This window comes from Halobacillus mangrovi (assembly GCF_002097535.1).
GTDB classification, from domain to species: Bacteria; Bacillota; Bacilli; order Bacillales; family Halobacillaceae; genus Halobacillus; species Halobacillus mangrovi_A.
The window spans coordinates 1,857,529-1,871,790 of the sequence record NZ_CP020772.1 but is presented as its reverse complement, the minus strand read 5'-3'; the positions used below and the strand labels follow the sequence as shown (position 1 = coordinate 1,871,790).

The following is a 14,262-nucleotide window of genomic DNA, read 5'->3' as shown; positions in this document are numbered from 1 at the left end:
CTTAAACACACGCCTTTCTATTACATAAAGTCATAAGGGGAAAGCTCTTCCTCTTCTTCTTCGATCTCAGGCTCGTGTGTTGTCTCTTCCTGTAGTTTTTCCTTAAGCCTCGTATAACGTAAGTTCGTGTCAGTCGTTTGGATACCTTCGATAAAAGCGTTACGGTCCCCACAAATGATAAGGGACTGCTTCGAACGTGTAATGGCTGTGTACAATAAGTTCTTCCTTAACATACGCCTGTAACTTCTTACAACGGGCAAGATGACAATAGAAAACTCACTTCCCTGTGATTTATGGATAGAAGTACAATACGCATGCATAATATTGCTTAAATCCTTTTTGGGATAAACGACTTCTTTTCCTTCGTATTCTACTACCACCTGTTCGACCCCATCCACATTCTCTTCTTCACGAAAAATAGCGACAATTTCTCCTATATCTCCGTTGTAGACGCCATCTTCTGGTTGATTAACAAGCTGGATGACTTTATCCCCTTTTCTGAAGGTGGTCTCTTTGAACGTGATGTCTCGCTTCTGTTTATGTTTTGGGTTTATCACCTTCTGAATTTCTGCATTCAATTTATGAATGCCTACGTCCGTTCGATACATCGGAGCGAGAACTTGAAGTTCTTTTAACTCAATTCCTTTATCCACAGCTTTTTTTACTATGCTGGTGATAAGCTCTGTAAGTTGGTGCTCATGGGCAGGAATGAAATTAAAGTCATGTTCTTTCACAAGCGATTGTCTTGTACACGTATTATTCTTTATTTCATGGGCCAATTGAATAATCTTTGAGCCTTCTTTTTGCCTGTACACTTCAGTCAGTTTTACAGAAGGCAATTGACTAGAGGCCAATAAGTCAGCTAAAACCTGACCAGGTCCGACGGAGGGAAGCTGATCCTCATCCCCCACCAGTAAAACTTGCATATCTGAAGGTACGGCACGAAATAATTGGTTAGCCAGCCATATATCCACCATAGAGAATTCATCAACAATTAAAACTTTTCCTTCTAACGGATTGTTCTGGTTACGTTCGAACTGGTCATGCCCATCCCAACCCAGCAATCGATGAATCGTGCTTGCAGGTAGCCCCGTTGATTCTGTCATTCGTTTTGCGGCCCGTCCAGTTGGAGCAACGAGAATGAATGGAAATGGCTCATCTGATTTATAATCATCTGGGTCAATGGATACATCGTTGAGAAGCGCATAAGATTGAATGATTCCTTTAATAACAGTTGTTTTCCCTGTACCCGGACCACCCGTTAAAATCATTAATTTTGAATGTAACGCTTTTTCGATTGCGTGAAATTGATCTTCCCCATAACTGATTGATTCTTCTTCTTCAATCTCCCCTATGACTTTCATTAAGTCTGCTTGAGTGTGTTCCGTATCTACTTCTTCCTCTAGCATTCGCTTCATATGCCGGCAGAAACCATTCTCTGCAAAGTACAAAGAAGGCAGGTAAATTCTGTCTTCTTCAACATAAACGTAGCGCTCTTCTCCGAGGTGGATGATCTGCTCTGACAATTGTTCAAAAGTGATCTCAGGCTCAAAGCCTTGATTCAACAGTTGATCCACTTGCTTTAAACATTCCTCTGTTGGTAAATACACATGTCCTGCAGACATACTTTTTTGCAGCATATACAAACATGCGGCCCTTATGCGAGTCGGATGATCATGATTTAAATTTTGCATTCTCGCAATTTCATCCGCTCGATGGAAGCCAAACCCTTCTACTTTAAACACAAGCTGATAGGGATCTTCTTCAATGATTGCGAGGGTCTGATCCTTAAACACTTCGTAGATTTTTTGAGAGAGTTTCAATCCAAATCCATATTGAGAAAGATGAATCATAATATGTTCAAATCCCTGATGTTCTTTTAGGGTTTCATAAAACTGATCTGCTTTTTCTTTTGGCAGTCTTGGAACCTCACTAAGTATTTCTCTATTTTCAAGGATACGTGAGATCGCTTGTTCTCCTAAATGATCTATGATTCTCTCAGCCGTTTTTTTCCCTATTCCATGGAAGAGATCACTCGATAAGTACATAATGAGTCCATCTTTTGTTTCTGGCAGCACACGGTTGTACATTTCTACTTCATACTGCAACCCAAACTTCTTATGATTTTGGAACTGTCCGAAGAAGATATAGGTTTCACCTTCTTCAAGAGGAGAGAAATGGCCTTTTATGACAAGACTCTTTTCTTTAAAATCTTCATTTGTTTCTTGCACTTTGATGGATGCGATCGAAAAGTGTTCTGAATCATTATGAAAAATCATCCGGCTCAGTTCTCCTTTTACATACGGACGATCTTCCCCAGATTCAGAAAAAAAAGATTGTTGTATCATGTCCATCTTTCTCCTTCAATCATTACTCATTTAACGCTTGTTCAACTTGACCTTTCGCATGGGCAGCCAGCATATGATCCGGCTGGATTTCCAATGCTTTTTCAAAATGCTTGAGAGCTTCATGAGGGTTTTCTTTATGAAGTGAGACTACTCCAAGGTTATAATAGGCGTCACTATGCTTATTTTCCAATTGTAGCACACGTTCCATCACCTGTTGAGCTTGATCAATCTGTCCATTTTGTGCGAGACACAGCCCATATTGAAACTGAATATCAACATCTTCTGGAGCAAGTTCCGCCGCTCTCAGTAAGTAAGGCAAGGCTAATTTCACATACTCTTGATGAATGAATGTCATTCCTAACATAAAATGAACATCCGCTTCATCCAGGCCGTTTTGAATGGCATGAATAAATTGCTCCTGAGCTTTTGTATACTTTTCCTGTTCATAATACACATTTCCTAATCCATAATAAGCTGTTGCGGCTTCTTCATCGAGCTCAATAGCCCTGTTAAAAAAGCGCTCTGCCCGCTCATAGTCATTCATGTGAGTCAACAGGTTCCCGAAATTGATGTATCCTACAGGCTCTTTAGGATTCTCATCGATTGCTTCTGTAAATAAACGGGCAGCTTGCTCATAGTTATGATTCTGCATTTCTTCAATACCTTTTTTCAATTTATCCATGATAACTTCCCCCTATTTTCTAAACGTTTTGAAAGAACTTCTTGTAACATTTCCCTAAAAATTTTCCTTGTTTTTTAAAAGGGTTTTCAAATAAAAAAGCCATGTCCTGACCGGGACATGACCTTTATTATCTACCCAACATAAGTGACCGCGGTATCTTCTTTTAATACTGTATCAATAGTTGCCCCGCCAAGGCAAACTTCGCCTTGATAGAATACGACAGCTTGACCTGGGGTAATCGCTCTTTCAGGTTCGTGGAACATTACTTTATAATTGCCGTCTCCCTGAGGATAAACAGTCACCTTGCTGTCATCCTGACGATAACGGAATTTCGCCGTGCATTCAAAAGCTTCCTCAGGAGCTTGTCCGCTAGTCCAATTGGCTTTTGTAGCAATCAATCCATCTGAATATAACGCATCGTGATGAAAACCTTGACCAACGTATAGAATGTTATCTTTTACGTTTTTACCAACAACAAACCACGGATCTCCTGCCCCACCGATACCGAGTCCTTGTCTTTGACCAAGCGTGTAATACATTAACCCATCATGTTTTCCCTTCACTTCTCCATCCAGAGTTTCCATATTCCCTGGCTGTGCAGGCAAATACTCGCTCAAGAATTCTTTAAAGTTACGTTCTCCGATAAAACAGATCCCGGTAGAATCTTTCTTTTTAGCCGTTGCTAACCCATTTTCTTCGGCTATTTTTCGTACTTCCTTTTTGTCAATGTGACCGAGCGGGAACATGACTTTTGCCAATACGTCTTGGGAAAGCTGATTAAGGAAGTATGTTTGATCTTTGTTCTGATCCACACCTCGGAGCATTTCATATTTCCCGTTATTTTCACGTACTTGAGCATAGTGGCCTGTAGCTAAATAATCGGCCCCTAAAGACATGGCATGATCAAGAAATGCTTTGAACTTGATTTCCTTGTTACACATGACATCAGGGTTTGGTGTTCTTCCCGCTTTATATTCATCTAAAAAATAGGTAAATACTTTATCCCAGTACTGTTTTTCAAAATTAACAGCATAATACGGAATATCGAGCTGGTTGCATACTCGGATCACATCTTCATAATCTTCCGTGGCCGTACATACACCATTTTCATCCGTATCATCCCAGTTTTTCATAAAGATACCTACAACATCGTATCCTTGCTGTTTGAGCAGAAGAGCTGCAACAGAGGAGTCAACTCCCCCACTCATTCCAACAACGACACGTGTATCTTTCTGATCTTTCATTGTCTTCACCTTCCTTTGTTAGCTCAATCTTTTGATGATCTGACTGACTTTCTTAGCTGCTTCAACGACATTCTCTTCGTCGTTGGCTAACCCAAAGCTGAACCGTATCGAATTGGTTGTCCGCGAATTCTCTGATCCATACATAGCCGATAACACGTGGGAAGGTTCTACGCTGCCCGCTGTACAAGCACTTCCGCTAGAGGCCGCGATTCCTGCCAAATCAAAATTCGTTAATAATGCTTCAACGTTCATGCCCGTAAAACTAACGTTCACAATTGAAGGAACGCTTCTCTCTTTGTCTCCATTTATATCATATTCTACTTCTTCTTCAGTCAGGCTGTCCAAGAACAGCTGTTTAAGCCGTGCATACTTTTCTTTATTCGTCTCTCTGTTCGAAACCATTACATCAACCGCAACTTGAAAACCTTTTGCAGCAGGAATGTTTTCCGTTCCCGCCCGTCGTTTTCTTTCCTGTTCCCCACCATATTGCAAAGAATCTATTTTGGTCCCTTCTTTTACATAAAGGTAGCCAATTCCTTTTGGCCCGTTCACTTTGTGCGCTGATACAGCTAAGAGATCAACAGAGATCTCCTTTACGTTGACTTCTAGCTGACCGTAAGCTTGAACAATATCTGAATGAAGATATGCCTGATGATTCTTTACTGCTTCCGCTATTTCCTCAATAGGCTGGATGATTCCAGTTTCATTATTGACCATCATAATAGAAACGAGAATCGTATCGTCTCGTAAAGAAGCTTTAACATCTTCTACTCGGACAGCTCCAGTTTCGTCTACTGGCAAGTACGTAACATCAAATCCCTCAGATTCTAGATATTCGACTGCATGCAATGTAGCATGATGTTCGATGGATGTGGTAATAATATGCTTGCCTTTATGCTGGTTTGCTCTCGCTGTTCCTATAATTGCAAGATTATCAGCTTCAGTTCCTCCGCTTGTAAAGACAATTTCTTTTTCATTTGCAAAGATACTATCAGCTATTGTCCGTCTTGCTTCATCAAGAATTCTTCGTGCCTTTCGACCGTACTGATGGACACTAGAAGGATTGCCGAAGACGTCCTGATAAATCGGCACCATCGCTTCAATGACCTTCGGGTGCACAGGTGAAGTAGCCGCATGATCTAAATATATGGCTGCCATATTGACACCTCCGTCCATTAAATATAAAACATATAAGCATCCTGGGTTTGGTCATCAACGTGATCTTTTAAGTCTTCCAAAGTAGTCGTATCTAATACATCCTTGACCGCATCTCGCACTCTTTTCCACAATGCCTGCTTTGCTGGTTCTTCATTTTCTATACCTTCTACTGGAGTAATCGGTCCCTCAAGAATTCGAATAACGTCCCCGGCTGTTATCTCATGAGGTTCTTTTGTCAGCATGTAACCTCCATAAGCCCCTCGGACACTTTTAACGAGACTTGCATTTCGTAAGGGGGCAATCAATTGTTCAAGATAATGCTCTGATAAACCGTTTTCCCTAGCGATTTGTTTCAGGGAAATTGGACCATCCCCGTATTTTCTTGCTAATTCAATCATTATAGTTAGACCGTAACGGCCTTTGGTAGATATTTTCATACAATTCACCTTTCATTATTAAAAACTGTAGACATTTTTTAGCATAAGGAAGGGTGTAACCCACAAATGTTCCTAGTAAAAATGCGATAAATACTGTGCCGATGCCGACAGGCCCTCCTAACATGAAGCCAAACACAGCGACAGTTATTTCAATTCCATTTCTAACTGTGGAGACTTTCCACCCGGTGGCTTCGGTAATGATTAGCATCAAACCGTCTCTCGGTCCGGCTCCAATTCCTGGAGCAACATATATCCCAATTCCTAATGCAATAACCATAGTGCCAAAAATAAATACTAAGGTTTGAACAACTAATGTTTCGGGTTCTGGCATGATCCAATTAAAAAAATCAATAAATATCCCGATCAATACCATATTTAACAAGGTACCAAGTTGAGGCATCCTCTTTTGTACCAAACTGCTAACAAGAACGATGATCAGCCCTGCGATGATTGACCAGGTGCCCACGGTTAATCCAAATTGCAAAAATAACCCGTAGTGAAAGACGTCCCAAGGTCCTATTCCAAAACTTTTCACTTGCATCGTCATAGAAATACCGAGTCCCAGAATGACTAATCCAACAAGGAAAAAGCTCCATCGCAAAGATGTTTCTCTCTTGGTGTTTATATGATCTCTTTTCAATTCATAGCTTCCTCTCTCTATTATACCAAACGCTATTATAGCACGAATGGCAAGTCTCTTGCATTTTATAGAGAATCATTCTACGCTAACTTGTATAACCGTACAAAGGAGCTTGATGTATGAGTCAACAGCCGCTCGCATTTCGTATGCGTCCATCTAATATAAATGAAATTATCGGTCAAACCCATTTAGTAGGAGAAGGAAAGACCATTCACCGAATGGTTAAAGCCAACCGTTTGGCTTCCATGATACTCTTTGGACCTCCTGGAACAGGAAAAACTTCTATGGCGACTGCCCTCGCAAAGAGTCTCCACTTGCCGTTTAAAACGTTGAACGCTGTAACTGATAAGAAAAAAGACATGGAGATCGCCGTCGAGGAAGCTAAAATGCATGGTCAGCTGGTACTGATTTTAGACGAAGTACACAGGCTGGATAAAGCGAAGCAGGATTTTCTTCTCCCTCATTTAGAGAGTAACAGACTCACACTAATCGGATGTACGACAAGTAATCCGTATCATTCGATAAATCCGGCTATCAGAAGTCGATGCCACTTATTTGAGCTTTACCGTCTATCGTCAGAAGACATAAAGGAAGCGATTGGAAGAGCGATACGTGACAAGGAAGGCGGTCTTGGGGACCTTACAATTGAAATGACAGATGATGCTCTTGAACACTTTGCCCAGTCTGCCAACGGGGATTTGCGTGCAGCACTTAATGGCGTGGAGCTTGCTGCCTTTTCCACGCCTGCTGATGAAGACGGTACAATTCCAATCAATTTAGAAACAGCGGAAGAATGCATGCAAAAGAAAAGCTTCTCGCATGATAAAGATGGTGACGCCCATTATGACGTTTTATCGGCTTTCCAAAAGTCGATCCGCGGAAGTGATGTTGATGCCTCTCTTCATTACCTGGCACGATTAATCGAAGCTGGAGATCTCGATAGTATAGCTCGGAGACTCGTGGTCATTGCTTATGAAGATATTGGACTCGCTAACCCACAAGCTGGGCCAAGGGCGATTGCTGCTGTTGAAGCAGCTGAACGAATCGGCTTCCCAGAGGCAAGAATTCCTCTTTCCGTTGCTGTAACAGAACTTGCTCTGTCTCCGAAATCGAACAGCGCCTATAAAGCCTTAGACGCCGCTTTAGGTGATATCCGTAATGGAAAAAGCGGAGATGTTCCTGCTCATCTAAAAGACTCTCACTATAAAGGCGCAGCAGACCTAGGACGCGGTTTAGACTATAAATACCCTCACAATTATGAAAATGCATGGGTCAATCAGCAGTATTTGCCAGATGAAATTAAAAAACGAACCTATTATGAACCCAAATCTACAGGGAAATTTGAACAAGCCTTAAATCAAGTCTTGCAAAAAATAAAAAAACAGAAAACCACTTAAGTATATTTCACACTCCTGTTGGCTACACTACGACTAAATCTGAAAAACTACTTTTCTAGGTGAGAAAAAGTTCAAAGTGTCCTTGGTCACAGCAAAATTTTAATGCAGAATATTTTATCTTGATTGGAGAAACTTTCACTTCAACAGGTATTGCAGATTATGGACACTTTTCAACTGCTAAACAATCATTCTACTTTCTTGCCAGAAAAGATTACAGGAGTGAATTGTATGCCTAAAGTAAGACAAGATGCTTGGTCTCATGAAGACGATTTATTACTAGCCGAAACTGTTCTCCGTCATATCCGTGAAGGAAGCACTCAATTAAAAGCGTTCGATGAAGTTGGTGATGTGTTAAACCGTACTTCCGCCGCTTGCGGATTCCGCTGGAATGCAGAGGTTCGCCAAAAATATGAGCAAGCTGTTGAACTGGCGAAGAAACAACGCAAAGAGAAGAAAAGAAAAGAAGCGACGCAGCAGCCTGTCTATCAGGAAGTATCTCATACTGCAAATTATCGCCCAGAGCAAGCGGATGAATTTGCTTCCCATCAAGTTGAAAAGCAAGAACCCATCAGCTACCAGATTCCAACTGCTAGCAACAAGGATCAAGAAATAAATCTTTCGCAAGTCATCCGTTACCTTAAAGACTTGCAGAAAGAAACAAAAGTCAGTGACTCTGCAAAAGAGCAGATCGCCTATCTTGAAAACGAGAACAAAGCCTTAACTGAACAAAACCGCCAATTGAACAGACAATTAGAGTCTATGTCAGAGGACTATCAATCTTTGATTCAAATTATGGATCGGGCTCGGAAAATGGTCATGTTCGATGATCAAGAGTATGCCAAACCACAATTCCGCATGGAGAAGAATGGCAACCTCGAGAATGTAGCTCGCTAAATAACTATCAAAAAAGAGGATTTCCATAATGGAAATCCTCTTTTTTAACAAAAATAAAACCAATCCCAATCGTGCCGTTGTGTTTAATGAGTTTTGAACCCGCTCCAGGCAGGTGGGTGCCCTGTTTCACACTTCTTGCGTCCTCCCATCAGTGATGGTTATGAGGCTTGCATTCCATGTAAAAACTCAGGCTCCCTTCTCAAAAATGTTCGGTCAAAACGTACATTCAAACAACGTACACATCAGGATTGGTCATTTAATTTGTAAGGCAATCATAGCATATTTAAAAAACCTTATCAAGAATAATATAAGGGTTTAATGTCCCTACTTCAGTCTTGCTTTTTTGCCTTCAATTGCAAGTGAAGTTCATCTAATTGTTTCTGATCTACTGCTCCCGGAGCGTCCGTCATCGGGTCGGCAGCAGACGCTGTTTTAGGAAACAGGATCGTGTCACGAAGATTCGTGCGTCCAGCAAGAATCATGATGAAACGGTCGAAACCTAGAGCAATCCCCCCATGTGGAGGAGCCCCATACTCTAGTGCCTCTAATAAGAATCCGAACTGTTCTTCTGCTTCCTCTTTACTGAAGCCAAGTACTTCAAACATCTGATTCTGAAGATCTTTTTGGTGAATACGAAGAGATCCGCCACCAAGTTCATATCCATTCAATACAATGTCATAAGCTTCTGCATGAACATCTTCGGGATTTGTCTGCAACTTTTCAAGATCTGCTTCTACAGGCATAGTGAACGGATGGTGAGCTGCAAAATATCTCCCCTCTTCTTCGTCATACTCCAATAACGGCCAATCTGTTACCCAAAGGAAGTTGAACTTAGATTCATCAATAAGTCCTAGCTGGCGTCCTAGCTTCAGACGAAGAGCACCAAGGCTGTCATGAACCACGGACGTTTTATCTGCTACAAACAATAAAAGATCTCCATCTTTTGCCTCTAGCTTATCTTTCAATGAAGAAGTTTCTTCTTCTCCAAAGAATTTGGCGATTGGTCCGTTGAATTCTCCATCTTTTACCTTTAACCATGCTAAACCTTTAGCTCCGTAGACTTTAACTTCTTCTGTCAGTTTGTCGATATCTTTTCTGGAAAATTCATCGGCTTTTCCTTCTACGTTTAAAGCACTAACTTGACCTCCTGAAGCTACAGCGCCACTGAAGACCTTAAATCCAGAGTCTTGCACATCTTCAGAGATATTTACCAATTCAAGTCCAAAACGCGTATCAGGTTTATCAGAACCAAAACGCTCCATTGCCTCTTCATAAGCCATGCGAGGGAATGGTGTTTCTACATCGATTCCTTTTACCTCTTTCATCACTTTCTTCATCATCCGCTCTGTCATTGCCATGATTTCTTCTTTTGACAAGAATGATGTCTCGATATCAACTTGAGTGAATTCGGGCTGACGATCTGCTCTCAAGTCTTCGTCTCGGAAACAGCGAGCAATTTGATAATACTTTTCAAACCCTGACATCATGAGCAGCTGTTTAAACAGCTGAGGGGATTGCGGAAGTGCGTAAAATTCTCCTTCATGTACACGGCTTGGCACCAAATAGTCACGAGCTCCTTCCGGTGTACTCTTTGTTAACATCGGGGTTTCCATTTCAAGGTACTCTTCTTCGTTCAGGAAGTTACGAATGACTTGCGTTGTTTGATGACGAAGTTTAAACGTATCCTGCATTTCTTTTCTTCTCAGATCCAAATATCTATATTTCAAACGGAGATCCTCTGAAACTTCAGATTGCTCCTCGATCATGAATGGAGGGGTCTTGGCCTTGTTAAGAATAGTAACTTCTTTAGCAACTACCTCAATCGCTCCCGTTTCCAGGTTTTCGTTGACCGTCTGAGCATCTCTAGCAACGACTTGACCAACGACTTCCAAAACAAATTCGCTTCTTACCATTTCTGCCGTTTGTAAAGCTTCCGTAGAGGTTTCAGGATTAAATACAACTTGAACTAATCCAGAACGGTCTCTTAGATCTATGAAGATTAACCCTCCAAGATCACGTCGTTTTTGTACCCAACCTTTTAAGGTCACCTCTTGCTCTATATGCTCTTTGCGTATCGAACCGCATTTCACTCGTTCCATCTTATTCGCCTCCTGTCAGCTGGTCTTTCATATAAGTAACGACTTCCTCAAGAGAAATCTCTTTTTGTTCTCCCGAAGTCATATCTTTTACATTAATCACATTATCCTCAAGCTCACGATCTCCAAGTACTAGTACATATTTTGCCCCAAGACGGTCAGCAGCTTTAAACTGAGCCTTCATTTTTTTGCCAAGGTAATCTTTATCAACTTGAACGCCAGCTTTTCTTAGTTCATAAGTCAATCGAACGGCTGCTTTTTCTGCCTCTTCACCAAGAGCGACCATATAACAATCCAGTCCTTCATCTAAAGGAAGTTCAACGCCTTCTGCTTCAAGCGCCATCAGTAATCGTTCAATACTCATGGCAAAACCGATACCGGATGTTTCAGGACCTCCAACTTCTTGAACGAGACCAGTGTAGCGTCCTCCTCCGCTCAAGGTCGTGATTGCACCAAACCCTTCCGCCTCACTCATAATCTCAAAAGCGGTGTGGTTATAGTAATCAAGCCCTCGAACGAGGTTTGGATCGATGACATAGTCAATTCCCATCACGTCAAGAAAAGACTTTACTTTTTCAAAGTAGTCCTTCGAATACTCGTTTAAATATTCAAGTATCGATGGAGCCTTACCCATTGCTGGATGTTCACGGTCTTTTTTACAATCCAAAACGCGTAATGGATTCTGATCCAGCCTCACCTGACAATCCGAACAAAGCTCATCACGATAAGGGTCGAAATGATTCACTAATGCTTTTCTGTGCGTCTCTCTGCTTTCCTGGTCTCCTAAGCTGTTTAAGACAAGTTTTAAGGACTTCAAGCCAAGCTCTTCATAAGAACTCATGGCAAGCGCCAGCACTTCTGCATCCACAGCAGGATCGTCACTGCCTAAAGCTTCGATCCCAAACTGGACAAATTGACGTTGTCTCCCTTGTTGCGGACGCTCATATCGAAACATCGGGCCAATATAAAAATACTTGGTCGGCTGATTAGGTAATCCATATACTTTATTCTGGACAAATGAGCGAACCACTGAAGCCGTACCCTCTGGTCTTAGAGTGACGCTTCTTCCTCCTCGATCTTCAAAGGTGTACATCTCTTTTTGAACAATATCAGTACTGTCCCCTACACCTCGCTGAAAAAGCTCGGTATGTTCAAAGATAGGGGTACGGATTTCTTTATAATGATAACGGCGACATAAGTCCGTTAATTGCTGTTCAACAAATTGCCATTTTTCTGAAGTACCTGGCAGGATATCCTGCGTTCCTCGAGGGGCATTGATACTCATCTGATCTCCTCCTTCAAATAAACCCACTATATATTTCCATAAAAAAGTTCCCGTCCCTTTTCCTTAGATCGGAAAAGGGACGGGAACTCCTCCCGCGTTGCCACCCTGATTGAAGCAAAGCTTCCACTCAAAAACAGTTAACGCCTGTGTACGTCCATACCTACTCGCTTTCGATATGGCACCTAAGAAATGTCTTTCACTAGACCATCACAAAGGAATGCTTTCAGCCTGATGGCAATCCGTCTCTGTTTGTATGGGATCTAGTTACTTTTTTCCTCATTGGTTTTCATCGATTCCTTATAGAATTGATTACTATCATATAGCTTTTTCGATTTAAATGTCAAGCTGTCTTAAGAATTTACTCGAAAAAAAATTTTCCAGTGAGGAAGGTGTGCTTCTTCTCTATGTCGAATAGTGAGACGTATGAATCAAAGGAGGTGTGTGCCATGCTCAAAAAAGGAATTTTTCTATTCATTCTACTAACCATTGCCCTAACAGGAATGCCCGAAGCCTCCGTTCAAGCCGATGAGGTGGTTATTGAAGTTGACAGTTTGAATGTAAGATCAGGACCTGGAACTGATTATGAAAGGATTGCTCAAGTTTACGAGGAAGAAACCTATTCCGTACTGGAAACAGAAGGGGACTGGGTGAAAATTAACTTAGATTCTAAATCCGGCTGGGTTGCGAACTGGATGGTCACTATGAAAGGAGATCAAGCGGCAAATGTCTCCTCTGCTTCCGTATCAAAGGTCAACTACCTTAGAATAAGGTCGGAAGCAAGCCTTAAAGGAAAGGTGAAAGGTTATTTAATGAAAGGCGATGAGGTTGAGCTTGAAAAACAAGAAGGAAACTGGTTTTACGTCACCCATAAAAAAAACAGAGGCTGGGTGCACAGCGATTATTTATCATCAAATGATGAACCAACTTTAGAACACTCGGAAGTAAAAGAACCTGTGTCTCCTAATAAAACAGTAGAAGGAAAACTTAAAGTGGGTACCACAGTTCTAAATGTACGCAGCTCAAATTCTTTAAAAGGAGAGGTTCTTACACAAGTCTATCAAGGAAAAGTATTAGATTACATAGACAAGAAGGATCGCTGGTATCAAATTAAATCGAGCAGCGGTGAAACTGGATGGGTAGCTGGCTGGCTTGTCAATGAATTAGATGACACTACCCGTTCAAGCGCGACACAAGTAACCATTCAGTACAACGGAACAAATCTGAGAAACGGACCTACAACCAATGACAAGGTCTTAGCACGAGTGCATAAAGGAGATCAATTCGATGTTGTTGATCAACAAGGACAGTGGTATGAAATTAAATACAAAAATAAAACCGCATTCGTAGCAAGCTGGATCGTTAATGAGCAGAAAGAGGAAACCCGAACCTCCTCGGGCGATCTTACAGGCAATTTAAAAGGTAAAACCATCATGATTGATGCAGGCCATGGGGGAAGAGATTCCGGTGCTATCGGGCGCGCGGGTACTTATGAAAAGACGATGACGATGAACACTGCACTAGCTTTAAGAACTGAACTCCAGAAAAGTGGCGCAAAAGTACTAATGTCTCGCGATTCGGATGAATATATTCCTCTTTCCATTCGCGGCTTTTACTCTAACGCTTCGAAAGCGGACGTGTTTATTAGCCTTCATTACAACAGTGCTCCTTTAGCGGTAGATGCAAATGGGATCAGCAGTTATTATTATCATTCAAAAGATAAGGAGTTGGCAGCATTCGTACAGGAGCGCATGGTCGCCTCAACTGGGCTTCGTGACCGCGGAACGTTATATGGCAACTTTCACGTACTAAGAGAGAATAAGAAGCCTTCCATCCTATTGGAACTGGGATTCATTTCTAATGCTAGAGAAGAGCAAACAGTTAGAAGTTCCAGTTATCAAAAAAATGCAAGTAAGGGAATCACTCAAGGTCTAATCGACTATTTTAACTGAATACAGAAAACTGTCTCAATGAGACAGTTTTTTTATTTTACCCTGCTTCTCTTCTATCCCCCTCTCAATCATCTTTCAACTATATAGCAGTATTCTGGAAGGACCTCCTAAATCTATTCTTGCAACGGAAAT

11 protein-coding genes, 1 other RNA gene and 1 other annotated feature are annotated in these 14,262 nt (G+C 41.5%); of the genes, 3 read left to right on the top strand and 9 right to left on the bottom strand.

Annotated elements, in window-relative coordinates; all coding sequences use genetic code 11:
• Positions 1-20: 20 nt before the first annotated feature.
• The 6 genes from recD2 to HM131_RS08985 form a co-directional block, all read right to left on the bottom strand.
• A complete protein-coding gene (recD2, locus tag HM131_RS09010) occupies positions 21-2,348 on the bottom strand; it encodes an SF1B family DNA helicase RecD2 (protein WP_085029446.1) in 2,328 nt (775 codons plus the stop codon).
• Between the two features lie 22 nt (positions 2,349-2,370).
• Complete coding sequence (locus tag HM131_RS09005) at positions 2,371-3,030, bottom strand: tetratricopeptide repeat protein (protein ID WP_085029445.1); 660 nt, start codon at positions 3,028-3,030, stop codon at positions 2,371-2,373.
• Positions 3,031-3,161: 131 nt separating this feature from the next.
• Positions 3,162-4,274: a tRNA 2-thiouridine(34) synthase MnmA gene (gene mnmA / locus HM131_RS09000; protein ID WP_085029444.1), complete on the bottom strand. Its 1,113-nt coding sequence runs from the start codon at positions 4,272-4,274 to the stop codon at positions 3,162-3,164.
• Between the two features lie 18 nt (positions 4,275-4,292).
• Positions 4,293-5,432, bottom strand: a complete 1,140-nt coding sequence (locus HM131_RS08995; protein ID WP_085029443.1) for a cysteine desulfurase family protein — start codon at positions 5,430-5,432, stop codon at positions 4,293-4,295.
• Positions 5,433-5,449: 17 nt separating this feature from the next.
• On the bottom strand, positions 5,450-5,869 hold the full coding sequence (gene cymR / locus HM131_RS08990; RefSeq protein ID WP_085029442.1) for a cysteine metabolism transcriptional regulator CymR: 420 nt from the start codon (positions 5,867-5,869) through the stop codon (positions 5,450-5,452).
• The gene (locus tag HM131_RS08985) at positions 5,823-6,509 is read right to left on the bottom strand and encodes a YczE/YyaS/YitT family protein (RefSeq protein WP_232324904.1); all 687 of its coding nucleotides are present in this window, start codon (positions 6,507-6,509) and stop codon (positions 5,823-5,825) included. The genes cymR and HM131_RS08985 overlap by 47 nt, the downstream gene beginning before the upstream one ends.
• A 119-nt stretch (positions 6,510-6,628) precedes the next feature.
• Between HM131_RS08985 and HM131_RS08980 the strand changes: the two genes are divergently transcribed.
• Entirely contained in the window at positions 6,629-7,906 is a 1,278-nt protein-coding gene (locus HM131_RS08980) for a replication-associated recombination protein A (protein ID WP_085029441.1), read from the top strand.
• 228 nt (positions 7,907-8,134) lie between these two features.
• The gene (locus tag HM131_RS08975; protein WP_085029440.1) at positions 8,135-8,800 is read left to right on the top strand and encodes an RsfA family transcriptional regulator; all 666 of its coding nucleotides are present in this window, start codon (positions 8,135-8,137) and stop codon (positions 8,798-8,800) included.
• Positions 8,801-8,858: 58 nt separating this feature from the next.
• Here the strand turns inward: HM131_RS08975 and ssrS are convergent.
• The 3 genes from ssrS to hisS form a co-directional block, all read right to left on the bottom strand.
• A non-coding RNA gene (ssrS, locus tag HM131_RS08970) (6S RNA) lies at positions 8,859-9,052 on the bottom strand.
• Positions 9,053-9,129: 77 nt separating this feature from the next.
• Complete coding sequence (gene aspS, locus HM131_RS08965; RefSeq protein ID WP_085029439.1) at positions 9,130-10,899, bottom strand: aspartate--tRNA ligase; 1,770 nt, start codon at positions 10,897-10,899, stop codon at positions 9,130-9,132.
• Between the two features lies 1 nt (position 10,900).
• Positions 10,901-12,181, bottom strand: a complete 1,281-nt coding sequence (gene hisS / locus HM131_RS08960; protein WP_085029438.1) for a histidine--tRNA ligase — start codon at positions 12,179-12,181, stop codon at positions 10,901-10,903.
• A gap of 72 nt (positions 12,182-12,253) precedes the next feature.
• Positions 12,254-12,470: a binding site (T-box leader), on the bottom strand.
• Positions 12,471-12,627: 157 nt separating this feature from the next.
• Here hisS and HM131_RS08955 point away from each other — a divergent pair.
• Positions 12,628-14,130, top strand: a complete 1,503-nt coding sequence (locus HM131_RS08955) for an N-acetylmuramoyl-L-alanine amidase family protein (protein WP_198162749.1) — start codon at positions 12,628-12,630, stop codon at positions 14,128-14,130.
• The last annotated feature ends 132 nt before the right edge of the window (positions 14,131-14,262 follow it).

Excerpts from the sequence above, each read along its gene's own strand:
- HM131_RS08995 (WP_085029443.1), bottom strand. The coding sequence starts at position 5,432 with ATGGCAGCCATATATTTAGATCATGCGGCTACTTCACCTGTGCACCCG.
- aspS (WP_085029439.1), bottom strand. The coding sequence starts at position 10,899 with ATGGAACGAGTGAAATGCGGTTCGATACGCAAAGAGCATATAGAGCAA.
- hisS (WP_085029438.1), bottom strand. The coding sequence starts at position 12,181 with ATGAGTATCAATGCCCCTCGAGGAACGCAGGATATCCTGCCAGGTACT.
- recD2 (WP_085029446.1), bottom strand. The coding sequence starts at position 2,348 with ATGATACAACAATCTTTTTTTTCTGAATCTGGGGAAGATCGTCCGTAT.
- HM131_RS08975 (WP_085029440.1), top strand. The coding sequence starts at position 8,135 with ATGCCTAAAGTAAGACAAGATGCTTGGTCTCATGAAGACGATTTATTA.
- mnmA (WP_085029444.1), bottom strand. The coding sequence starts at position 4,274 with ATGAAAGATCAGAAAGATACACGTGTCGTTGTTGGAATGAGTGGGGGA.
- HM131_RS08980 (WP_085029441.1), top strand. The coding sequence starts at position 6,629 with ATGAGTCAACAGCCGCTCGCATTTCGTATGCGTCCATCTAATATAAAT.
- HM131_RS09005 (WP_085029445.1), bottom strand. The coding sequence starts at position 3,030 with ATGGATAAATTGAAAAAAGGTATTGAAGAAATGCAGAATCATAACTAT.
- HM131_RS08955 (WP_198162749.1), top strand. The coding sequence starts at position 12,628 with ATGCTCAAAAAAGGAATTTTTCTATTCATTCTACTAACCATTGCCCTA.
- cymR (WP_085029442.1), bottom strand. The coding sequence starts at position 5,869 with ATGAAAATATCTACCAAAGGCCGTTACGGTCTAACTATAATGATTGAA.